This is a genomic window from Victivallis sp. Marseille-Q1083 (assembly GCF_903645315.1).
Taxonomy (GTDB): Bacteria; Verrucomicrobiota; Lentisphaeria; order Victivallales; family Victivallaceae; genus UMGS1518.
In genome coordinates this window covers 1,872,753-1,895,068 of sequence record NZ_CAHJXL010000001.1, presented here as the reverse complement: position 1 = coordinate 1,895,068, position 22,316 = coordinate 1,872,753, and the positions used below count along the sequence as shown (strand labels likewise).

General features: G+C 58.5%; 16 protein-coding genes and 1 tRNA gene. 2 read left to right on the top strand and 15 right to left on the bottom strand.

From position 1 onward, the window contains the following. Positions 1-4: 4 nt before the first annotated feature. The 7 genes from HWX74_RS07630 to HWX74_RS07600 all read right to left on the bottom strand — a co-directional run bounded on the left by HWX74_RS07630 (position 5) and on the right by HWX74_RS07600 (position 9,661). Complete coding sequence (locus tag HWX74_RS07630; RefSeq protein WP_176012977.1) at positions 5-622, bottom strand: hypothetical protein; 618 nt, start codon at positions 620-622, stop codon at positions 5-7. 218 nt (positions 623-840) lie between these two features. Beyond that, positions 841-3,996: a glycoside hydrolase family 2 TIM barrel-domain containing protein gene (locus HWX74_RS07625; RefSeq protein ID WP_176012976.1), complete on the bottom strand. Its 3,156-nt coding sequence runs from the start codon at positions 3,994-3,996 to the stop codon at positions 841-843. A gap of 212 nt (positions 3,997-4,208) precedes the next feature. Beyond that, positions 4,209-5,603, bottom strand: coding sequence for a hypothetical protein (locus HWX74_RS07620; RefSeq protein ID WP_176012975.1), 1,395 nt, complete (start codon positions 5,601-5,603; stop codon positions 4,209-4,211). Positions 5,604-5,945: 342 nt separating this feature from the next. Next, positions 5,946-6,962, bottom strand: a complete 1,017-nt coding sequence (locus HWX74_RS07615; RefSeq protein WP_176012974.1) for a carbohydrate kinase family protein — start codon at positions 6,960-6,962, stop codon at positions 5,946-5,948. 20 nt (positions 6,963-6,982) lie between these two features. Further along, complete coding sequence (locus HWX74_RS07610) at positions 6,983-7,855, bottom strand: class II fructose-bisphosphate aldolase (protein WP_176012973.1); 873 nt, start codon at positions 7,853-7,855, stop codon at positions 6,983-6,985. 122 nt (positions 7,856-7,977) lie between these two features. Beyond that, positions 7,978-8,733: a PIG-L deacetylase family protein gene (locus HWX74_RS07605; protein WP_176012972.1), complete on the bottom strand. Its 756-nt coding sequence runs from the start codon at positions 8,731-8,733 to the stop codon at positions 7,978-7,980. Between the two features lies 1 nt (position 8,734). Further along, positions 8,735-9,661, bottom strand: coding sequence for a glucosamine-6-phosphate isomerase (locus tag HWX74_RS07600; RefSeq protein ID WP_176012971.1), 927 nt, complete (start codon positions 9,659-9,661; stop codon positions 8,735-8,737). 117 nt (positions 9,662-9,778) lie between these two features. Here HWX74_RS07600 and HWX74_RS07595 point away from each other — a divergent pair, with 117 nt between their 5' ends. Next, on the top strand, positions 9,779-10,648 hold the full coding sequence (locus HWX74_RS07595) for an AraC family transcriptional regulator (RefSeq protein ID WP_176012970.1): 870 nt from the start codon (positions 9,779-9,781) through the stop codon (positions 10,646-10,648). 97 nt (positions 10,649-10,745) lie between these two features. Further along, entirely contained in the window at positions 10,746-11,441 is a 696-nt protein-coding gene (locus tag HWX74_RS07590) for a zinc metallopeptidase (protein ID WP_176012969.1), read from the top strand. 92 nt (positions 11,442-11,533) lie between these two features. On the opposite strand, the gene ltrA is transcribed toward HWX74_RS07590, so the two are convergent. The 8 genes from ltrA to HWX74_RS07550 form a co-directional block, all read right to left on the bottom strand. Continuing rightward, complete coding sequence (ltrA, locus tag HWX74_RS07585; protein WP_217704886.1) at positions 11,534-12,880, bottom strand: group II intron reverse transcriptase/maturase; 1,347 nt, start codon at positions 12,878-12,880, stop codon at positions 11,534-11,536. Between the two features lie 547 nt (positions 12,881-13,427). Then, positions 13,428-13,504: transfer RNA gene (locus HWX74_RS07580), tRNA-Val, on the bottom strand. Between the two features lie 83 nt (positions 13,505-13,587). Continuing rightward, the gene (locus tag HWX74_RS07575; RefSeq protein WP_176012967.1) at positions 13,588-14,325 is read right to left on the bottom strand and encodes a sugar isomerase domain-containing protein; all 738 of its coding nucleotides are present in this window, start codon (positions 14,323-14,325) and stop codon (positions 13,588-13,590) included. Positions 14,326-14,337: 12 nt separating this feature from the next. Then, positions 14,338-15,342: a BadF/BadG/BcrA/BcrD ATPase family protein gene (locus tag HWX74_RS07570; protein ID WP_176012966.1), complete on the bottom strand. Its 1,005-nt coding sequence runs from the start codon at positions 15,340-15,342 to the stop codon at positions 14,338-14,340. A gap of 25 nt (positions 15,343-15,367) precedes the next feature. Then, positions 15,368-17,170 carry a DUF4838 domain-containing protein gene (locus tag HWX74_RS07565; protein WP_176012965.1) on the bottom strand — a complete coding sequence of 601 codons (1,803 nt, stop codon included), beginning with the start codon at positions 17,168-17,170 and terminating at the stop codon, positions 15,368-15,370. Between the two features lie 159 nt (positions 17,171-17,329). Beyond that, positions 17,330-19,348, bottom strand: coding sequence for a DUF5107 domain-containing protein (locus tag HWX74_RS07560; RefSeq protein ID WP_176012964.1), 2,019 nt, complete (start codon positions 19,346-19,348; stop codon positions 17,330-17,332). Positions 19,349-19,548: 200 nt separating this feature from the next. Further along, positions 19,549-20,643 carry a glycoside hydrolase family 172 protein gene (locus HWX74_RS07555; protein ID WP_176012963.1) on the bottom strand — a complete coding sequence of 365 codons (1,095 nt, stop codon included), beginning with the start codon at positions 20,641-20,643 and terminating at the stop codon, positions 19,549-19,551. 125 nt (positions 20,644-20,768) lie between these two features. Further along, positions 20,769-21,923 carry an SGNH/GDSL hydrolase family protein gene (locus HWX74_RS07550; RefSeq protein WP_176012962.1) on the bottom strand — a complete coding sequence of 385 codons (1,155 nt, stop codon included), beginning with the start codon at positions 21,921-21,923 and terminating at the stop codon, positions 20,769-20,771. Positions 21,924-22,316: the final 393 nt, after the last annotated feature.

Here is a 22,316-nt window from a genome sequence, read left to right as displayed (position 1 = left end):
CGCTTCAATTGCCGGCGTTGACGATCGCCGCCAGGCGCGGACCGATGTACGAACAGATGATCTCCGCCAGGGCGGTATCGGAAAAATCATAATACAAGTCTTTGCCGCTGAAACTGATCTTCAACCCGCCGCCCAGATTGCTGTCGGCGAACAGTTGCGGGGTCTGGTGAAAGGAATCGACCAGCGAACTCTTCAACGCTCCTTCCAGCGCCTTCAACTGCGCCGGCGGCACCATCACCGTCAAATCGTCGGTCAGCGCCTTTTTCGGATCGGTGCAGAACGTTTTGACCAGATCGCCGATGATGCCGGCCATGAATTCCGGCGTCATCGCCGCCGCCACATTGTCGCGCAGCACGACATCCAGCCGCGCCTTCAATTCGCCGGACAGCTTCAGGACGACATCGCGCGCCGCCTGCCGGACGGCGCTTTCCGCCCGTTTCGCCAGTTGCGCGCTGGTTTCCTCGGCGGAACGCTTGATCTCTTCGGCTTCTTTCTGCGCTTTGGCAATCAGGGCCTTCGCCGCTTTTTCCGCCTCGGCGATGATCCGCTTTTTCTCGGCATCGGCTTTCTGCAGACCGTCCTGTTGAATTTTTTCCAGCAATCCCTGTAATTCTTCGGCCATCATGTCCTCCTTCTTCGCGCCACCCGACCGGAACGGCGAAGCGCACTGACTATCATTGATTGAATCGAACCAAATATTCCTATAATATACTCCCGAAACAACATTTAAGCAAGCCAGATTGTTCGGTTTTCCGAATCATATTTTCTTTTCAAACCACACTCCGGGCGGCTGAAAAGCGGCAGGCGGCTTTCAGCTCAGCCGAAAACCGCCTTGATCGCTTAAAAATATTGACGTTTGAGCAGCAACGCCAACGCCGCCGCCTGGGCCGCCGGGCAGACGGTCACCAGGAATCGGAACCGATAGATGCCCGGCCCGATCCGGTAAGCCTCCAGCGTATCCGGCCCGCAACTGCCGGTTCCGATGCCGCGCTGCCGGCAATCCAGATTGACGAACAGCCGGTCGCCGCCTTTCAAATCACAGGTATGTTTCGCCGCATAGAGTTCTTCCGACGTATAGCGGGTAAAGGAAAATTCCATCAGTTCCGGCGCCACCACCAGCAGCCCCGGCTGCGCCGGCGCCTGAAAGAACGCATAGCGAACCTGGGTCCGGTTGCCATTTTCCTGCGGCATCACATAGGGCACGAACATTTCGTCGACCGTCGAAGCGAAACGGCCGAGCCAGGCGCCGCAGTCGCGGTCGATATAATTTTCATAAGGCCCGAGCCCGAAATATTCCACTTCGGTCATCTCCGGCGGCAATTCCAGCCGGACGCCGATCCGGGGCAGGTCGGCGCAATCCTTGGAAACGGTGAAAGAACAATCGAATTCCAGCACGCCGCCGGGCAGGAAATGGCAGCGCTGTTCGAATTTGACCGGCGCCAAGTCGGCTCCGCCCGGCTGCAGTACCTGCCGGTGCTCGAGCAGCCTAGCTTCCGGATCGAAGGCAAACGACTCGGCATATACCGCGAACCGGTCGAATCCTTTTTCGAGCCAGCGGTTCAATGTGCGGTGGTTGCCTTCCAGCATCAATTTCAAACCGTCGTTGTCGGTGGCGGCCCGGAAGAAGTGCGGATACGGTCCGCGCAGCAGCAGCGGCCTGCCGTCGAAGGCCAGCGCCTGAATGCCGTCATCGTCATAACCGACCTCGGTCTTGCCGTGCTGCGCAACACCGACGCCGAGCTCCCAGCCGTCGCCGATCGAGGAAATTTTCGCACTGTTCCAATACGGCAGCTCGATGGCGCTGAACGCCACTTCGTAACCGGCTGCCGCCCAGCAGGCCTCCTTTTTGAGCCGGACGCTGAAGCGGATGACATATTCACCGTTGTAATCGAGCGCGCCGGCCGGGAAAATAATGTTGAACGTGCCCGAACTGCGTGGCGCCACCGCCGGCATCTTAAGCTCGCCGGCGGCGACCGTTTCGCCGTTGGCCATCAATTCATAATGGAGCGAATAAGCGTCCAGCGTGTTGAAATACTGGCGGTTGACGATCTTGAACCGGCTGCCGGCCGCCGACAGCAGTTCGATTTCCACCGGCTGCGCCAGTTTTTTAAATTCATACAGCGCCGGATGCGGCGTCCGGTCCGGCCAGATCAGCCCGTCGGTGCAGAAATTCGCGTCGTTCGGCTTGTCGCCGAAATCGCCGCCGTAAGCCCAATAGGCTTTGCCGTTCTCATCGTGCTGCAGGATGCCGTGATCGACCCATTCCCAGATGAAACCGCCCTGCAGCGACTGGTATCGGTCGAAAGCGGCGAAATAATCTTTCAAACTGCCGTTGCTGTTTCCCATCGCATGCGAATATTCGCACATGATCACCGGCCGGTCATCTTCGACCATCCGCTCCGCCCAATCGCAAATCAATTCGATTGCCGGATACATCGGACAGATGAAATCGCTGAGCTGCCGGTTGAAGTTGGCGCGCCTGGCATAGAACGCGTGGCAGATCGCCCCTTCATAGTGAACGGCCCGCGACGGGTCGCGGAAACGGATATAACCGGCCATCGCCGCGTGATTGGCGCCATAGCCGGACTCGTTGCCCAGCGACCAGGCATAGATGCAGGCATGGTTCTTGTCGCGTTCGACCATCCGCACCGCCCGGTCGACAAAGGCCGTCGTCCATTGCGGATTGCGGCACAAATCCCCGTAGAAGGCGTGAGTTTCCAGGTTGGTTTCATCGATGACATAAAAACCGTATTCGTCGCAGAGATCGTAGAATTCCGGCATATTCGGATAGTGGGAAGTGCGGATCGCGTTGATATTGAACTGCTTCATCAGCAGCAAATCCTGCCGCACCCGTTCCACCGTCAGCGCCTTGCCGCGCCCGTCGTCGTGATCGTGGCGGTTGACGCCGTTGATCCGCACCGGCTGGCCGTTGATCAACATCTGCCGGTGGGCGATCCTGACGCTGCGGAAGCCGACCCGGACCGCCGTCGCATCATAGCTCTGCCGTTTGCCGTCCAGCAACTCCACCGTCAGCGTATACAAATCGGGCGACTCGGCGCTCCAGAGTTTAATCTTCGGCACCGTCAGCGTCATCACGGCGATCATCCGGCCGGGATCGGCGGTCAACTGCTGCTCCGGCATCCGCGCCGGATCGAGCGTACCGAGTTCTTCGCTCAACGTCTCCGGCAGCACCTGGCGGCCGGCGGCATCGTACAACGCCACCCGGAAATGCCAGCCCTCCGCCAGCTTGATCGGAAAACCGGCAATCAACTCCAACTGCAAACGCCCGCCGGTCAAATCAGCCGTCGGCTCGGCGACGGCAAAAACGTCGGCGATATGGGTCAGCGGCCGGCTGACCAGGAAGACGCTGCGGGACAGCCCCGGCAAATACCAGTGGTCCTGATCCTCGAGAAAGGTCGAGTCACTCCACTTGATCACCATGACGGTCAACTGGTTTTCACCGGCATGGACATATTCGGAAATATCGAATTCCGCCGCGGTGCGCGCCTCTTTGGAGCCGCCGAGCGCCATGCCGTTGACGTAGACCAGAAAAATCCCTTCGACGCCGTCGAAATGAAGCAGCGTCTGGCGGGTGTTCCACTGATGATCCAGCGTAAAAGTGCGGCGGTAAATGCCGGTCGGATTCCGGTCCGGCGTCTCCGGCGGCAACTGCGGAAACGGCATCGTGACATTGGTATAGTGCGGATAATCGTATCCCTGCATCACCCAGCAGCCGGGCACTTCGATGTCAGCCCAATCCTGTTCCGGCAAACCGGCGGCGGCAAAGGTTTCCGGCGCGACGTCCGGATTTTCCAGATACCGGAATTTCCAGGTTCCGTTCAAATCCTTCACCCACGGCGAAGCGTCCTTGACATACCGCCGCGCTTCCACGGCGTTGTCGAAATGGAAAAACGTCGCGCGCGGCGCCAGACGGCGGAATCCCAGCCACTCCGGGCTGTTCCAGAACAAATTCTTCAAATCGCTGCTTTTATTCATTCTCGCCAATTTTCTCTTGTGATTATAGGTTGAAACAGAATCGGGTTAAATAAAATAAACATAGTTCTTCTGCTTTCAATTTCAAGAGTGGCTTTCCGCAATCCGTCAATTATTCCTCCGCCGTCCTTCGCCGGCGGCAGAACAGCAAAACGGCGCGGGGGGACAGATGTCCCCCGCGCCGTTTCATTCCGGATTTCAGCGACAGTATGGTTTCAGCGTTCGCCCTTCGGCGCCGCCCGCAGGACGATCTCCTGCCCCGGCGCCAGAAACTGTTCCAGCATCTGATTGCCATCGTCGCTCACCCAGCGGTCGAGCAAATTTTCGCCGCCGGCATGATACCAGTCGCGGCGGAAAAATTCCACCTCATCGGGATTGGCCAATTCGACGCTTATCTTCACGTCGTTGAACGGCGAATTGTTGACCAGCATCAGATATTCCGTACCGGCTGCATCGACAAATTCGCCGATCATCAGCGAATTGGGCAGATCGCCGGCTTTGTCGGCCGGGCCGAACCGGACGCTTTTGACCAGATGATCCGGCTGGAAGGCGTCGAAGCCGCCGCGCCCTTCCGGATAGAACATCACTTTGGTCGAAACCAGCCGGTTGAACAAATCGCCATAGAGCTGATGGAACATCCGGTGAACCCGGCGAATGTCATAATATCCCCGGGTCGGCTCCCAGAACTCGTCCACCGGCGACAGCCGGTAATTCTCATGCGGTTCCCGCATATAGTAGAAAAACCACAACACGCCGCCGGCGCCGGAACAGACGGTGGTGTTGAACTGCCAGCGCATATCATTGTAATCCGGTTCGCGATACAGCCAGTGGCCGACGCTGCCCAGCGTGTTCCAGAACGGGATTTCATGGCGCATCGCCGCATCGCGATAGAGTTTCAGATTCCGGAAATAGCCCTCCACCCCGCCGGCATCGACCAGTTGCGCATAATGATCGTAGCAGAGCAGCCTGGCATCACCTTCGAGGACCACCCGATCGAGATATTCCGGCCAGCTATCGGTGCCGACCCGCTGTTCGGCCCCTTCCCACCACGGCAGCAGATTGATGAACGGCACCAGGTCAGGCGCCAGTTCACGCTGTTTCCGGCTCGTCCACAGAAACCGGCCGTTGGCCGCCGCGTCCGGCTCGTCGCCGATATGAAATCCGAATGCCGCTGGATGGCGGCCGAACTCGTCGACCGCCTTGCGGAAACCCGCCAGATAAGCTTCTTCCGTTTCGCCGTCGGCAATCGCTCCGCCGCGCGGGTCGACCAGGATCAGTTTGATACCGCGCTGCTGCGCCCAGTCGAGCAGCCGGTGCATCCGGGCAAGCTGTTCCTCATCGGCCGGATCGAACGACGGGCCGAAGGTCAGCGTAAAGCCGGCATCATGCCATTGTTCGACATCGGCTTCCAACTGATGGGCGGCGTGCACCGGATTGGCCAGATTCAGATAGTTCCAGAAGCCGATCGGATAACTCGACACCCGCCACGCCTCTTTCGCCGCCAATATCTTTCGCTCCGATGCCGTCACTTCCCGGCCCGCCAGGCGCCCGGCCCAGAACCCCATTCCCAAAACCAGCAGACCGGCCAACAGTATCCCTTTGCAATTCATGCCGCTTCCTCCTATGCCGATGATTCTTGATTGTCATGGCGAAAGGTCAATCCTGCGCAAGACAATTCGCCACACAATGGAAAGCATTTTTTCGAGAATGGAATATTTCCGGAAAAAATGAACAACTGAAATACAATATCACCATTCACTTCGAAATCAATCTTTTCCGATTACACCCCGGTGACAATCGTCCGACAGAGCGCCCCGCTGCAGAAATTCGACAAGCCCCTCTTCTGTCGTCACGGCCGGCAAGGTCTTATCCAGCAACGCCTTTTTCCGTATTTCAAGGCCGGCGGCCAGGCAGATCGACACCGTCGCGCTGCTTTTCCAGGCGGAAACATATCAGGCGGGAAACGCCGGGCTCCAACGGCAATCCTGCAGGTAACGCTGCAATACGGCCAATTCAACCGCGCCGCCGTTGGCGGTCGCATGTTTCAAATTGAACGCGGCGGAGGCCGAGGCGAGCCGCAAGGTCTCCTCCCAGCACAATCCCTCGTGAAGCCCGTAAAGGATGCCTGCACAGAATGCGTCTCCGGCGCCGTTGGTGCCGACGATCTCCCGGCGCGGCACATCACAGGACGGCCGGCAGAGGAAATCACCGTCGGCAGTCAGGACGACGGCACCCTCCGGCATATGAATCACGACACCCTGCCGAACCCCGGCGGCCAGAAAACGCCGGGCGACGGCGCGCAGCGCGCCGGGAATCAACCCGTTGTCGGCATCGCGGACCGCAACGCCGAAGGTATTGCCGGCTTCCAATTCATTGACGACCAGGACGTCGATATGGGGCAGCGCCGCGTTGACGACCCGGCGGAATTTTTCCGGCGCCTCCGAAACGAAGTCGACGACCGTCAGGCAGCCGCGCCGCCGGAAATCGTCCAGCAGCCGCGCCGCCGGCGTGCCGTAATCCGGATCACTGCCATCCAGTTTGGCCAGCAGCAGCAAGTAACCGAGATAAAAAATGCCGGCTTCCACTTCGATGGCGGCCAGTTCCGGATAGCCGAGCCCGGCATTGGCGCCGCAACAGTGAAAAAAGGTGCGGCGGCCGTCGCCGGACATCACATCGGTGAACGAAGTCACCTGGCCCGGCCGGCATTGCAAATAACGCCGGTCAATTTTCCGGCGGTCGCACTCGTGCTGCAGCCAGAGGCCGTTGTCGTCGTCGCCAAGCGCACCGGCGGCGTACAGCGGAATCCGGTCGGTCAGCGCCGCCAGGTCGAACAATACGTTGCACGGCCCGCCGCCGCCGCTCTGCTCGACGGAGAGAATATTGCACAATTCCCCCTCCTTCGGCCAGCGGTCGATCGTTTTGACCTGGTCGATGATCCAGTTGCCGGCGGCGATAATTCCTTTGCGCATGATGACTTTCTCCAGTTGATTCAAGCTCGGGAAGAACCGAACAGGCGGATTTTGGCGCACATTACGGCGCGGATGGCCCGTTCCGGCGCAACGCAGGCGGTGGCATCCCAGAACGACAGGCTCGGCGCCGCCTGCAGGACCTCCAGCATCGTCTGGTGCCAGGCCTGCATGACTTCCGAACAGATGTTGATCTTGGCTATCCCGGCGGCGATGGCGGCGCGGAGCTGCTCCTCCGGCGTGCCGGATCCGCCGTGCAGTACCAGCGGCACCGCCGAAACGGCATTGATCTCTTTCAACAGGTCGATTCGCAGCGTCGGCGCTTTGGCATAAACTCCGTGGGCGGTGCCGATCGATACCGCCAGCGCGTCGCAACCGCTGCGCTCGATGAATTCCGCCACTTTGTCCGGATCCGTATAGACCGATTGGGCATGCCGGCTGCCGGTCAAAGCGCCTTCCCCGGTTGCCGCCGAGGCATCGCCGACGTGGCCGAGCTCCGCTTCGACACTGACGCCGCGCCGGTGCATGCGTTCGGAAACCGTTCGGGTGATGGCGGCATTCTCTTCAAAACTCCGGTTGGACGCATCGATCATCACACCGGAGAAACCGGCATCGGCACAGCGCTCGGTCAATTCGACACTGGCGGCATGATCGAGCATGATGGCGACCGGCACTTTGGCGCGGAAGGCCGCCAGCCGGGCCGCCTCGCTCCAGTAATGGATCATCGAACCGATCAAATCCGGTTCAATCGCCGCCAGGATGACCGGCGAATTTTCCTCTTCGGCAGTCTCGACCGCCGCCCGGATCATCGTCGCATTGGAAACATCGAACATCGGCACGGCATAGCCCTGCTGCCGCGCGTCCTGCAGCATTTCTTTCAAACTGATCAATGACATTTGGATACTCCTGTTTCATGTCGGCCGGTGACGTTTCCGGCACAACAACCCGGCTACAGTAAACCGGAATTCGAATTCTTTCAATCCGCGGCGCCGGTCGTTCGGTCGATCATCGCCTGATTTTATGTTATTTTTTCACCCAGCGCCTGCCGCAACGGATCGAAATTTTCGGCACAGAACCCGATCGGATTGTGGCGCAGCCACCCTTCGGCCAGCGGGAAAACGCCGGAAAGAGCGCCGACCCGGCGGCAGCGTCCCTCCATGTCATCCAGATAGGCGTTCAATCCCTGGCTGGCGTCCAGCCACTCCTTTTGCGTCTGATGACAGGCGAGCATCGCCCGCTTGACGGCGATCACCCCGGAAATATCGACGAACAGCTCCGGCAGCACCGGCCGGTTGAGCTGGTCCTTCAAACTCAGCGGCAGGGAATGATAAATCGCCACTTCGTTGTCGACGGCGCCGGGAGGCGTACAGCGAAAATTGCGCATTCCCCGGGCAAAAGCGGCGGAAACCGCCAGCCGGCCGGCGTTGATATGGTCTTCCATGTAATCGTACGGCCCGTGGGTCAGCAGAATTTCCGGAGCGATCTCCCGGATGACCGGCACCAGTTGCGCCAATGTCTCATGATTGACATAGATTTCCATGTCCCGGCAGATGCTCGGGTGATAAACCGCATGAATCAGCGCGGCGGATCGCATCGCTTCCGCCCGGCGCCGTTCGGCCAGTTCGGCGGCGTCGTAAACGTTGCTGCCCAGCGAACCGTCGGCGATATTCATATAGTGAATTTCATAACCGGCGTCACGCAGCAATAGCAGCGTCCCGGCCATCATGAATTCGATGTCGTCCGGATGAGCGGCGACGGCCAGAGCCCGTTTCATCTCAGTGCATCTCCACGTCGCAGACCCCGAAGCCGGGGCGGTAAAAGTTGAAAACAACGTCCGGATGGTCGGCCAGCAGCGACATCGGCACCGCGCTGTCGGCGAGGCGCCGGGAGATCATCAGCGTGGTCAGCCGCATGCCGAACGGATTGTCATGGTGTCCCGGGTGCCAGATCGAAACCCGGTCGCACAACCAGGTCTCCGCCGGACCGACGGTAATCGCCTGCGAAGGAACGTTCTGCACCGTGCCGCCGCCGGAGGTCCGGGCGTTCTGGATCAGCGTGATCGGATGGAGCTCGACGATGCGGGTCGACAATTGCCGGTATTCGGCCGGCGTGGGCGGTTCTTCCTGATAACGGCCTTCGCGCCGGACCGGATCGTTGAACGCCCAGTGCTTGGTCTCGCCCTGGCCGCCCTGCATGATCAGGCAATGGGCCGTCCGGTACGATTCGATGTATTCCTGCGGGTGTTCGGACGGGAAATGCATATTTTCCCGCGGCATCCGCAATTCCGGCCGGATGCGGTTGAAGCACAATTCCAGATCCGCCCGGACGAAACTGAGCGGGAAACGTTCATCAGCCGCCCGGCCGTCGACCAGCCACTCGTCCATGCCCCAGAAATGGGCATGTTTCAAATCGAGTTCCAGGTCGTTGACCATCTGCGCCACCAGCGGCAGTTGTTCGGTCGGGCCAATCGGGCCGCAAATGCCGCAGGGATGTTGGGCCGTCGCCTGCTGCCAGGCGGTAATGTATTCCAACGCTTCGGCACAATAAAATTCCTGCAAAGTGTCGTAAAGATTGATTTTGAAGCCGGGACGTTCCAGCTTTTTCAAGTCATCGACGGTAATCCTGGCCGCCTCATCCAGAATGGCCTGGTCAAGCGTGGTATAATCCCACCATCCCGGCGCAATTTTCGATAACGCTCTCATCCTGATTCCTTTCGGTGAATTTTTTCAGCAATGGTAAATAATTTATCTGAAAGCCGGCGGATTTTCTATTGCTTTTTTGGCAAAAAGTGATACTTTTTTGACAAAATAAGAAGAAAAATGAAACTGTTATACGAGAAAATCATATCACCGCCGGATCAGTCATTCGCCGCCTTCACGATGCAGGGGGCGGTGATCGACTGCGAATTTCACGTCCATCCGGAATATGAGCTGACCTTCATCGAATCGAGTTTCGGCACCCGTTTCCTCAACGACGATATTTCGGAATTCAATGCCGGCGAACTCAACCTGATCGGTTCGATGGTGCCGCACCACTTTTTCAATTCGCCGACCGAATCGTGTTCCGCCGATTGGGCCAGGCTGCGGGTCGTGCAGTTCCGGGAGGATTTCGCCGGTCCGGCATTGTTTCAACTGCCGGAGTTGGCCGCGGTCCGGCGAATGCTGAGCGACGCCGATTGCGGGTTGGCTTTCGACGGGCCGACGGTGGAAACGGTCCGGCCGTGGCTGAACGAATTGCCGGAGTGTTCCGGCGCGTTGCGGCTGGCGCGGCTGCTGGAATTGCTTCATTGCCTGGCCCTGTCACCGTACCGGAAGATTGCCGCACCGTGCCGGAACGAGCTGGACAGCGACGGCGGCGCCCGGCTCAACCGGGCGTTTGGCGTCATCCAGCGGGAATTGAAACGGAACCGGCAGCCGGCACTGACCGCGGTCGCCGCCGCCGCCGGTTTGAGTCCGGAAGCATTCAGCCGCTGTTTCAGGCGGGCGACCGGCCGGAGCTTCATCGATTACGTGATCGGCCTTAAGATCGCCAAAGCGGCCAATCTGCTGCTGCATTCCGACCGGTTGGTTTCGGAGTTTTGTTTCGAGTCGGGATTTCACAATCTGGCCAACTTCAACCGCCAATTCATCAAACGCAAAAAAATGACGCCGCGGGAATTCCGCCGCCGGTTCGCCGCCCCAGACGAGTGAATACCAATTGAAATGTACCGGGATTTCCGGAAATGCCGGGAACAATTCCGACTTTTCCGGTGTCAACCCTTAAAAATTTTTACAGGGAAAGTGACCGATGCTTTATTTTGATCCGATGTACTTGTTGTTCGCCCTGCCGGGATTTGTCCTGGCGTTGCTGGCTTCGCTTTATACCAAATCGACCTTCAGCCGTTATTCCAGCGTGCCGGCCGCCGGCGGGATGACCGGCGCTCAGGCGGCGGCTCACCTGCTGCATCAGGGCGGCGTCGACAACGTTCGAATCGAGATGACCCAGGGTTTCCTGAGCGATCATTACGATCCGTCCAGCCATACGCTGCGCCTGTCGCCGGATGTTTACCGCAGCAGCAGCTTGGCGGCGATCGGCGTAGCCTGCCATGAAGCCGGTCATGCGCTGCAGCATGCCCAACATTACAGCCCGCTGGTCTGGCGCAGCGCACTGGTTCCGATGGTGAACTTCGCTTCGCCGCTCTCCTATATAGTGATTTTGATGGGCTTTCTGTTTCAGGCACAGTCGCTGGTCCTGGTCGGCGCGATTCTTTTCAGTGCGGCGGTGCTGTTCGCGCTGGTCACTCTGCCGGTCGAATACGATGCCAGCAAACGGGCCAAGAAACTGATGGTCGCTTCCGGCGCGGTGTCGCCGCGGGAAGCGGCGCAGGCCGGTCAGGTATTGAATGCGGCATTTCTGACCTACGTGGCCTCGGCGGTGTCGTCGCTGCTGATTCTGCTATATTATCTGTTGCGGGCCGGCGTATTCGGCGGCAACCGCGACTGAAAAAATTTGGAATAGAATCGAGTAGGAGCCCGGTCATTAGTTGGCCGGGCGTCCTCTCACACCACCGTACGTGCCGTTCGGCATACGGCGGTTCAGCAGCTTGAGTGCAACGCTTTGTACCGAAGTAGGATATCGTCATACCCTATTTCGGCAATGCGTTGAGACGGCAATACACGATGTAAAATCCAACTACGGGCAATATGCCAGTAGCCTTTCCTCGTATTCGCCCATTCCCACGCTTTTCCCTCGGAAATACCCAACGATTGCAGTCGCGTAAATCGTGTCCGTACTCGTTTCCACTGTTTCCAAACATACGTCCGAATTTTCCGTTGAATCCATTCATTCATGTTTTGCATAAACATCTTCATGTCCGCAATCGCATAGTATCCGAGCCATCCGACGGTATATTGCCGAAGTTTGTACAGCATATATTCCACCGAATTTCCCTGATTCCTTCGGGTCAGCTCGCGAACCTTGGCTTTGAAGCGGTCTATAGACTTCTCGTGTATTCGAATTCCGGCCTGTCCTTTCGTCGTACTTCGCAGTGCGAAGCCGAGAAACTTCAGCTTCAGCGGACTTCCCGCTTTACTTTTGGATTCGTTTACTTTGAGTTTCAATTTCGCTTCAAGAAACCGTCTGCTGCTCGCAAGTACGCGTTCGGCGGCGCGTTGACTTCTGACGTAGATGTTGACATCGTCCGCATATCGTACGAACTTGTGTCCACGGCGTTCCAATTCCCGGTCGAAAGCGGTCAGGTAGATGTTGCTCAGCAATGGCGAAAGATTGCCGCCCTGTGGACTGCCTTCTTCCGTTCGCGTCACCACGCCATTGATCATGACTCCGCTCTTCAAGTAGCGTTTAATCAGGCACAAAACTCGTTGATCAGAGATTTTGGCCCGCAACATTTCCATCAACAGCTCATGGTTCATGGTGTCGAAATACTTGCTCAAGTCAAGATCGACAACCCGCCGATAGCCTTGATTGTAGTATTTCCGTGCTTGCCGGATGGCCTGATGAGCGCTACGCCCCGGTCGGAAACCGTAGCTGTTTTCTGAAAATTCCTCCTCGAATATCGGGCCGAGGACCTGCGCTATTGCCTGTTGAATCATCCGATCCATGCCCGCTGGAACACCAAGCATCCGTATCCCCCCGTCCGGTTTCGGGATTTCAACCCGGCGCACCGGTTGCGGGCGATACGTTTCGGTTCGGAGATTTTCAAGGAAACTTTCCTTGTGTTCGCACAGATACGCCAACAGGTCGTCAACGGTCATTCCGTCCACGCCCGGCGCTCCGCCGATTCTCTTGACTTGCTTGTACGCACGGTTGAGGTTGTTACGCTCAAGGATGCGTTCAAACAAATCAGCACCGTCTTTCGCTTCAGTTTCCCGCGTAAGCATGCTCCGCACTCCCGGATTCTCTTCGGCTTCCAGCCTATCCATCCCCGGGCAGTTCCGTTTCCGGATTTTCTGCTCTCTACACATGCTGCACCTTTCACTTGCGAAAGATCGACTACTGTTCGGCCCTTCCCGTAAAAAAAAAAAAAAAACACGGTACTATGGCCTCTGCTGACTTCTCAACGTTCAGCCGCACATCACTGTACGGGTTGAAATTACCATGCATTCACGGCTTCATTCATACCGTTGAGATCTCCCCGGATAAGAGCGATAACTTTCATCCCAGGCGCCTGGTACATCTACACCACAAGGTTCGGGCAGTATTGGACTTCGCTTTGTTGTGCAAGCTCGTCCGCCTTGCAAATGCCTTATATGTACTTTCTGTTCGTCAGGCCGGGAATTTGCCGCCGACTTCCTTCAGATTCCACCTCGCGGTGGACACCCTTGCCTTAAGCTAACAGTTCCTACTGCCAAGTCTGTAACGGACTTTCACCGTCAAGTTATCACCCATGCCGGGCGTACAAAAAAGAGCCCGATCGGCTAGGCAAAACCGATCGGGCTCTTTCAATATCATCGAGAAAATTAAAAAGATTGGTGGGCGGTGAGGGACTCGAACCCCCGACCACCTGGGTGTAAACCAGGTGCTCTAGCCAACTGAGCTAACCGCCCTCAAGCGTCCCATAACTTACCGTTTTTTCCTTTGAATGCAAATTGCGATCGGGAAAAATTGTCAAGTTTATCGGCGCCCGCGGTTAAAAACCCCGTTCGTTGAAGCGTTTGATTGCTGCATCGTAAATGGCTTTGCCGTTTTCGCGGTTGACACTCATGAAGGTAACCGGCTGCTCGGCGTCATTGGCCATCAATTCCATCACCCTGCCCCAAAGCATCCAGCCGACAACCAGGGCGCTCATGCCGGAGAACGGAATCAATTTATGATCGTAACCCGGGATGTCGACCGCCGCGTCACCGTAGGGCGTGTGCAAATCGAGTACGTAATCGGCGCAATCGATCAGGCGTTTGCCGGTCGGATGGTCACCTTTGACCTGGGCGGTATATTTCCTGGAGGTCAGCGCGACCACTTTGACGCCGATCTCCCGGCAGGCGAGCGCAATTTCAGTCGGCGCCGCACTGCGGCCGGACACCGAACCGAGCACCATGAAATCGCCGCTCCGTAAATTGCCGCTCACCACCGCCAGCCGGGCGGCACCCAATGCGGAATTGAGCGCCGGCGTCGGTTCGCGTTTGCTCAATTTCTCCGCGACCGGCTGATTGGTGGTAAAGGTATACTGGAAAGGACGGACAAAAGCCAAACCGCCGGCACGGTTGAGGAAATCGCCGCTCATGCCGTGGCCGATATCACCGCAAAAAACCACGCCGCCATGCCGGACGGCAGCGGCGATTGCGGCGGCCAATTCCTCGATGACCGGCCGTTCTTCCTTCAAAATATCAAGCTGTTCGTGCAGTTGGGAAATGAGAGTGTCGATGACCATGATGGATTTTTCCTATGAAATTGAGTCGAACTGAAAACGGAAGTTGGTTTGAGCCGCCCGGGTGGCGGAGTTGTTCAAGCGGTAATACCAGAGCACCTGGCCAGCCACCTGCGGCAACGACGGCAGAACCGGAGTGATTTCTGGATAACGTTCGCGCATGATGGCGACGAAGCGCGGCCAGACGATTTTTCCCTGGGTCAAAACGCTGCCGACGCCGACCACCGGCGGATAAGGCGGGGTTGACGGCAGCAGTTCGATCGCCCGGCAGGTCGAATCGGCCAGACAGCGGGCGGCGTCTTCCAGAATCGCCGCGGCGCCGTCATTGCCGGCGGCGGCGAGTTCTTCGACGACGCGCGACAATCCGGCGACGGTGGAACGGTCCGGATTTTCGATCGAAAACCTGATCAGTGCGTTGAATTGTTCGCGATAAGGCAGATGCTCCCAGGCGAAATAACGCATGACGGCCCGCCATTCGGGCAAAGTTTCCGGCGCCGCGCTGTATTGGGTCTGCGGCACGCAGCGGCGCAACAGCGTTTGTCCGATGTAATAAGCGCTGCCGTTGTCGCCGATCAGCGGCCCGAGCCCGTCGACGTAACGGCAGGAACCGTCCGGCAGGACCAGCGTGATCGTCGCGCCGGTTCCCGACAGCGTGACGATACCGTCCGAACGGTCGATCAACGCCAGAGATGCTTCCGCTTCGGTCAGTTTGAAAGTTTCGGTCAGCCGGTAAGACTTCAGCAACGGGTTGCCGCCGAGGCTGTCGGGCAGCAGGAGGTGGTTGGAGGTCGTGACCACCAATTCCCCATCGGAATGCCAATCGGCGAACAGGCGCTTCAAGACCAGCTCCAGCATTGCCGGCGAACGCCCGGTCCCGCCGGGAAACTGGACTTCCGGCAAGTCGAGGCGGCTGCCGCTGGCGCGGGCCAGCAGGTTGCCGGTCTGCCCGTCGACCAGCAAGGCATCGCATTTGGTCCCGCCGGCATCGATGGCCAGAATCGTTTTTTCAGGGTTAGCCATAATTTTCCAATTCCATCGTCCGCGATTATTTTGCGGCTTCTGCCGGTTCCAGCGCAGTTGCCAGGTTCATGAGGGTATTGTAGGCGCTGGAGTAGCCGTGGCGATCCCAGTCGGCGACAATCGGCGTATGGATCAGCGCATCCTGATAGGCGCGCGCTTCGGCCAGCGCCGCTTCGCCCGGCTGAGCCTGATAGAGATTGACCGCGTTGATGAAGCGGAATGCCAACCGCAGGTATTCGGCGTCGTCTTTCAGGATCCGCAAACGTTCGCGCAAAACTGCATCGTCGTCCGGCAACTGTTTGAGCGCCTGGTTCAGAATATCCTTGATTTCAGCGATTTTCTGTTCGAATTTTTCGATATTTCCCGGCATCGCCGCCGGATCGAAATTCTCGTAATATCCCCAGTTGAAACAGACATCCAGCGCAGTGAGCGGCTGTTTGCCGCCGAGCGGCAGCTCGAACAGCTCCCGACATTTGGCGGCGTGTTCGGCCATCAGGCCGGCGATCGGACCGTATTGCGCCTGGAAATAACCTTGAGAAATTTCCTCGGCGGAAAGACCGGCATCCCAGCTGGCCCGGGCGATCGTATAAATATTCTGCGCCTTGGCCCACCAGTCGCCCGGATAGGTGGTGCACAGCGTCAGACCGCAGAAATCGTGCTGCTGATAATAAGCGAAGTCGGCGACGATGACATCCGGCACCGGGTTGTAAAGAAAACGTTTGATGCAGTCATCGGTATAATAACCGAGCAGATAGAACTCCCTGGCCAGCTTGGCCCAGCGTTCCATTTCGGCGCGGGTCTTGGCATTGGCATTGACGTCGGCGGTGATCGGATGCCACTGGCTGCGCGACCAGTATTCGCAGAACAGAACGGTCAGCGTGTCGGCCGGCGGTGTATTCTCCGGCGGCACCGTGTAATTGATATAGCTGAGCAATTCACAACGTTTTTCCGGATGGACCTTCTTGATTTCATCGGCGACGGCGTTGATGTAGCTGACCATCAGGTCGGTCATCGGCGTCGCCTGGCAGGCTTCGCATTCGCAGAAGCCGTAGCCGTCGGCCGGCCACATGCCCATGATGTCCACCCAGGGATTTTCATCCAGGTAGGCCAGATAATTTTTGGCGATCTCCGGAACGGAACCGTGGTTGGAGAAGCACAGTTGAGTATTGCCGACCCGTTTGCCGCCGTTCAGTGCGAAATGTTCCGGATGGGCTTCGAAATAACGGTCGGCCGGATACATCGTCGGAATCGAATGGCAGCCGGTGTCGATGATGAAACCGCGGTCAAGCAGCGCGTTTTGAATGGATTCCGGCCAGGCGCGGGCATTCAGCAATGCCTGATTCATCCGGTTCTTGGCCATCCAGTCGACCATTTTCAGGACGAACGCGTCGCTGCATTCATTGATGGAACTGCCGCGGTATTGAAACCGCGGATTGGAGAGCAGTTCGAAATCGGCCATTTCCAGCGAAGATTCCGGGATCACCTCCCGGTCGACTTCCGGCCAGCGGCAGCCGAGTTTATCGGTCAGAAACGTATAAACCGCGAACAGCGCGCCGCGCCGGCTTTTGCCGTACAGGATGAAGTCGTTGCCCTGCTTGCGCAGCCAGACGCCGTCATGGCGAAGCCGGCGGTTGGCATCATCCGGGTCGGCGGCGGCAAACGGTTCTTCGGTATTGCCCAGGTAGAAACGGTATTGCGCGTCGTCGGCCGGCTGTTCGGCAATTTCGCAAACGGCCGCGGTGGCTTCGGCCAGATACCTGGCCAGTTCCCGGGCGGCAAACCGGGTGGTCCGCCCGGCATTCGGCGGAATGACGATGGAACTTTTCATACTTTCAACTCCGGATAAGGTGAAAAAGGCGAGAAAACAACCGAGTATTCCAAACCAATAACAAAACTGTCTGCGCTTCATTATAATTGCCACTCCTTTTCCTGAATGTGAACTGAAAATTTCCTCCGCCGTTCCGGCGGCGGAGGAAATTCTGCCCTCCTAGATGACGGCGAGTTGGGTACGATATTCATAATCCGCCGGAACCGGAATCTCCGGCATTTTCGCCGCATGGAATTCCCTGTCCCATTGCCGGCCTTCGGCGCGGGCCAGCAATTTGGTCTGCCAGATGAGATAACTGTCGGTGATCGAAAAATCGCCTTCGCGGATTTCGACCGGTTTCAGCGGGTCGGCAAACAGCCTGGCGACTTCTTCCAGCTCATCCAGCTCCAGCGCGTTCTGGATTTTCAGCAGCCGCAGCCGGTCCGGATCGACATCCGGTCCGGCGTACTGATCGAGGAAAGGTTTGAACTGCCGGCACCGACCGGCGGCGATGAAAATTTTCAATCCTTCTTCCAGCATGGCCATATCGTCGTCGGCCTCCTGCAACGCCGCCAGATAGTAGTCGGCCGCCTCGGCGGGGCGCCCCTGCAGCATCGCCAGCATCGCCAGCGCCCGGTTGACGAAGAGTCCCGGCCGGCCGCTGCAACGCGCCAGCAGCATTTCCGCGGTGGCGGCCGGCAAGTCGCCGGCGGCATAATGCAGCAGGCCGAGCTGGTAGTGGCAATAAGTCCGATTGGCTTCGGCCTCCTGCGCCGCTCCGGCGAGATACGGCTGCCAGAACGGATTGATCTGCCAGCTCGGCTGCATGATCGCCGCGTCATCCAAACGGGCGGCACCCTGCAGCAACGCCAGCCACGGCTGCTGCAATTCGGTCATGCTGTCGGCCGGGAACACCAGCGCCGCGTCGGTAAAGGACGGTTCGCCGCATCGACGGCGGCGCTCCAGTTCGAGCGCGCCCCAGCCGGAGCCGTAATGAACCGGCGATTCCGGCGGCAGTTCGGCACAGCGCCGGGCCTCGGCGGCGACAGCGTTGAAGGCTTCTTCCGGCAACCGGCCGGCCAGGTACCGTTTGACTTCGCCGGTTGCCGCCGGCCAGTCGTCGCCGTGGATGACGGCCGGATCGCCCTGGAAGGCGCCGAACGCTTCCAGGTGGAAGAAGGTCGCATGCGGCGCCATCGGCAGGCATTCCATCTGAGTTTTGGCCAGTCCGCTCTGAATTTCGCAATATGGCGCATCGCCCTCGGTCAGCATCTTCTGCCAGTTGTTGCCGCCGACGCTGTTGCCCCAGACGAACAGTTTGCGGCCGCGCAGCGCCGGCGTCGAAACATCGACGAAACCGGTGCCGTCCGGCATCACCGCCGCTTCCCAGCGGCGTTCCTGCTTCGGCAGCACGAAGAAGAAGTCGATGGCGCGTCTGAGATTGACCGGATAGGTGATGTCGGCGTCGCGCCAGCGCGGCACGGTGGCGACCTTGATGCCCTTTTCATGGGTGATCGCCTGAGTGCTCGGCGTCAATACCCGCATCCCTTCGACCTGCGGCACGGCGATGTTGGTCCACCAGTACATCGGCAGCTCATGGTCGTGCGGATTGACGATGCGGGCGGCGGCGTAGAGGAATTCCGAATCGTCGTCCGGCAGGAAAAAATCGACCTGGTACGGCATTTCCCGGATTCGTTCCCACTCGTAAATCCGCAGCAGCGGATAAGCGGCGCCGGGCACTTCGGCAGCGAACACCGGCGAATAGGTGAACGGCGTATGGCCGGGAATCCCGCAGTTCCATTCGATGCCGCCGCTGACCCAGGCGTTGCGGGTGCCGATCCGGCACGGCTGGAAGACGCTGTTGCGGTAAACCAGTTCCCGCTGCCGTTTTTTGTCGTACAGCGACCAGAGGCGGCCGCCGAATTCCAGCAGAAAAATCGCCCGCAACGCATTATTTTCCAATACCGCCGCCTTGAATTCCCGCCTATGACGGCAATTGCCGTAATTATCCTGGAAGGCGTAGGGCATCGTGTGCGGCGGGATGCCGTAATTGATGTACTGGTATTCCTCCTGCGGCAGCGCCGGATCGAACTGGGTATAATTGGGCGTCTGCCACATCTTGACGAAGGGTGGAAACGGATTTTCCCGTCCGATGGCGCCGGACGGTATTGGCACGGTGGTGAAACACAATGCGTTCATGTTTGGATGGAATTCCTCTGGTTATTGCATAAGTGTTTGACGGAGAAATCCGGACTTCGTGTCCGGCGATCATCGGATTAATGGAATCGCGTTTGGAGCAAAAGCAAATCCTCAAAACGTTTTACCGGGAATTTTTTACCGAAAAATTCCGGTCCGCGCGCCGAACGAACGGACCGGATCACCCTCTGCGCCGGAAACCTTCAAATCACTTCCAGTTGATCGCGGTCCGGCAGCGGCGGGAATGGCGAAGCCGGCAGCGTCTGGTACCAGAAGGCAACCGAAGCGATATCGTCCTGCAGCGGCAGATAACGGCGCGGTTCGGTGGTCCGCCAGCCGAGCGCCTGGATCGTCACCTTGAGGTCCCGGGCGAACCGGACCGGATCGGTGAGGTGCCAGCGGTACAGGCCGAAACGCTGCTGGGAACGGTAGACGCCGTCCGGCCGGATGACCTGCGGCATGCCGGCATACGGCGTGCAGAATTCCCGGTACTGGTGCGTCTGGTGATCCTCGAAGTTGTAGGAGCCGCAGAAGTAATCCTCGGTGCCGGTCCCGCAGATGGTCGGAAACTCCCGGTCGCCGTCGAGGTAGAATTTGATTTCGCCTTCCCCCCACCAGCCGTTGTGGTTGACGCCCCAGGCCAGATAGGTGCCGACATAGTGGCCGATGCCGCGGACGCCGTCGAGGATGGTGTATTCGGTCTTGTACGGCAGCGGATTGACCCGGCGGAATTGCGCATGGAAATAGCCGGCGTCCGGCGGAACGTCGCCGAGCGCATAATTGACCTGGTAATAGACGCAGTTGTCGGCGGCGCCGAGGTTGGTCAAAGTAATTTTCGCCCGGCGGCGGAACGGCATTTCCCAGTAACAGTTGTAGCCGCTGCCCGGGTTGACGCAGACCGGCAGCGAATTGACGTAACTCACCTCATCCCAGCCGTTGCAGAAGAAATCGCCGAGCGGACATTCGACGGCCGGCTGTTCCTCCTCCTCCCAATACATCCGCAGAATCCAGTGGCGCATCGGGCCGCCCGGCGTAATCCAGATTTGCTGGATGACGCCTTCGCCGGCAATCTCCGCCAGCGTATAGGTGGAACCGGCCGGAATGATGACCCGCGGATTGGCCTTCCAGCCGACGCCGAGGCCGGCTCGTTTGGCGAACGGCGTATCGATGCCGTCGACGGCGCGGGCGCCGCCCCCCTTGGCGCCGGTGGGATTTTCACAACATATGGAACGGGTTTGAGCCAGACTGAGCCGTGAAACCGTAGACCAGGAGGCGGATGCAATTTTGCTGATTTCCATGAGGTTCTCCGATTTTTTGTTGAAAAATAATCATTCAATGATTGGGAATACGAATGCAATTTGCCGTTTTTTTCATGATTAACACCATTGACCGCCCTCTCTCTCTCGGTGCGCCGGGAACTGCTTCATTTGGCCGGCAATGCTTCTTGCAGCACCGGAAGCATCGTCCGGTACATCCGGTAAAACCCCAGATCGTTCGGGTGGCAGCCGTCCACGGTACAGGCGTCGCGGTCCTCGTTGCCGAAAAGGCTTTCGCCGTCAATAAACCAGACGTTCCGGTCGCCGGCTTTGACGGCGTTTTCGTACGTCTGGCGAATGATGGCGCGCCGTTCCTCCTGACCCGGTGCGAAATCGCATTTGGATACCATAATCACCGGCAGCTCGGGCTGTTGGCGCCGGATTGCCTGAAAAAACGGCTCATGCGTCGCCCGCAAATGGGCTTCGTCCGGCGCATTGTGATCGTAGTCGAGGACGATTGCGGCCAGTTGCAGTTTACCGATGGCTTCGGCAAGGGCGATTTCGCCGCGGCCGGAACCGGAGAAACCGAGATTGATCTGCGGCGCGTCGAGCGCCCGGCACAAAAGCGACGGATAAGCGTTTCCGGGCCGTGACGCACAGCCGCCCTGTGTAATGCTGGAGCCGTAGAACAGGATCGGGGCGGTGATTTTGTGCGGCGCCGGCGGCAGGATCTGACTGCCGGGGGCGATGCCGATTTCAATGGTATCCGCCCCGCCGTAAAGCGGCAGGTTCAAGGTCCAGTCGTATAGTTTTCCGGACTCGACCCAGGCCAGCGGCGTCTCGATGACTTCCTGGCCCGGATTCGGCTGCGCCGTCGCCCGGTACCGGATGTCCGCGCCCGCTCCGCAATACAAATCGAATCCGGCGCTTCCGGTTCGCGGCATATGATTCATGTCCGCGGAGTATGCAAGACGGCTGCGCAATACAATATAGGGCGAATCCGAGCGAAAACGGATCGCGCCGCCGGCGGTGTTGTGGGCCAGGTAAAGTGCGCCTTCGTTGATTTCCTGGACGGAGAAGGATTCCGGAAGCCGGTACAGCGGTGCGGTCGGAGCGGTGCGCCAGGCGAAGCCTTCGACGACAAACGGCGCTTCGAGGGCATTGTAATACTGTACGGTGAGATTTCCGACCGTGGCTACTTTGAAGTTGGAGTCGATTTCGGTAATATCGCGGGGGGATTCCGCCTGCGTGGTGGTGATTGTTCCGGATGCAAGCAAAATAGAAAATATTTTCGGAATCACGCCGGCAAAATGAAATTTCATATCAATCCCTTTCTGAAAGACAAAAAACGGCCGGAGTTTCGGCTGTTCTTCGTCGATTGTTCGTTTGTGGGCCCGTTTGCCCGGTTCTGCCTGGAAGCCGGAACGCCTGTTTCCGGGTCTTATCTTTTCCCTTCTTTCCGGTTTCGCCGGTTCGGTTGGGCGGCTTTCTATAACAATAGCGAAACGCCCGGGCAATGTCAATGCCGGGACGGTAAAAAAAATCAAAAAAAATCGGCAAAAATATATTGCGTACAAAGGTATTATGAAAATATCAACCGCCGTATCGGCAACCCGAAAATGCCCCGCCGCTCACCGGGCCGCGGCAATCGATGAAAAAACTCCCGGCTGCGGCAGAAAGGGAGTTCCGCCGCCCGGGAGTATATGGGCTTGAAG

What these genes read in the sequence shown, in the direction of transcription:
- HWX74_RS07575 (WP_176012967.1), bottom strand. Translation starts at nt 14,325, where the DNA reads ATGGTCATCGACACTCTCATTTCCCAACTGCACGAACAGCTTGATATT.
- HWX74_RS07560 (WP_176012964.1), bottom strand. Translation starts at nt 19,348, where the DNA reads ATGAACGCATTGTGTTTCACCACCGTGCCAATACCGTCCGGCGCCATC.
- HWX74_RS07610 (WP_176012973.1), bottom strand. Translation starts at nt 7,855, where the DNA reads ATGTCATTGATCAGTTTGAAAGAAATGCTGCAGGACGCGCGGCAGCAG.
- HWX74_RS07590 (WP_176012969.1), top strand. Translation starts at nt 10,746, where the DNA reads ATGCTTTATTTTGATCCGATGTACTTGTTGTTCGCCCTGCCGGGATTT.
- HWX74_RS07615 (WP_176012974.1), bottom strand. Translation starts at nt 6,962, where the DNA reads ATGCGCAAAGGAATTATCGCCGCCGGCAACTGGATCATCGACCAGGTC.
- HWX74_RS07595 (WP_176012970.1), top strand. Translation starts at nt 9,779, where the DNA reads ATGAAACTGTTATACGAGAAAATCATATCACCGCCGGATCAGTCATTC.
- HWX74_RS07570 (WP_176012966.1), bottom strand. Translation starts at nt 15,342, where the DNA reads ATGGCTAACCCTGAAAAAACGATTCTGGCCATCGATGCCGGCGGGACC.
- HWX74_RS07625 (WP_176012976.1), bottom strand. Translation starts at nt 3,996, where the DNA reads ATGAATAAAAGCAGCGATTTGAAGAATTTGTTCTGGAACAGCCCGGAG.
- HWX74_RS07620 (WP_176012975.1), bottom strand. Translation starts at nt 5,603, where the DNA reads ATGAATTGCAAAGGGATACTGTTGGCCGGTCTGCTGGTTTTGGGAATG.
- HWX74_RS07605 (WP_176012972.1), bottom strand. Translation starts at nt 8,733, where the DNA reads ATGAAACGGGCTCTGGCCGTCGCCGCTCATCCGGACGACATCGAATTC.
- HWX74_RS07630 (WP_176012977.1), bottom strand. Translation starts at nt 622, where the DNA reads ATGGCCGAAGAATTACAGGGATTGCTGGAAAAAATTCAACAGGACGGT.
- HWX74_RS07600 (WP_176012971.1), bottom strand. Translation starts at nt 9,661, where the DNA reads ATGAGAGCGTTATCGAAAATTGCGCCGGGATGGTGGGATTATACCACG.
- HWX74_RS07555 (WP_176012963.1), bottom strand. Translation starts at nt 20,643, where the DNA reads ATGGAAATCAGCAAAATTGCATCCGCCTCCTGGTCTACGGTTTCACGG.
- HWX74_RS07550 (WP_176012962.1), bottom strand. Translation starts at nt 21,923, where the DNA reads ATGAAATTTCATTTTGCCGGCGTGATTCCGAAAATATTTTCTATTTTG.
- HWX74_RS07565 (WP_176012965.1), bottom strand. Translation starts at nt 17,170, where the DNA reads ATGAAAAGTTCCATCGTCATTCCGCCGAATGCCGGGCGGACCACCCGG.
- ltrA (WP_217704886.1), bottom strand. Translation starts at nt 12,880, where the DNA reads ATGGATAGGCTGGAAGCCGAAGAGAATCCGGGAGTGCGGAGCATGCTT.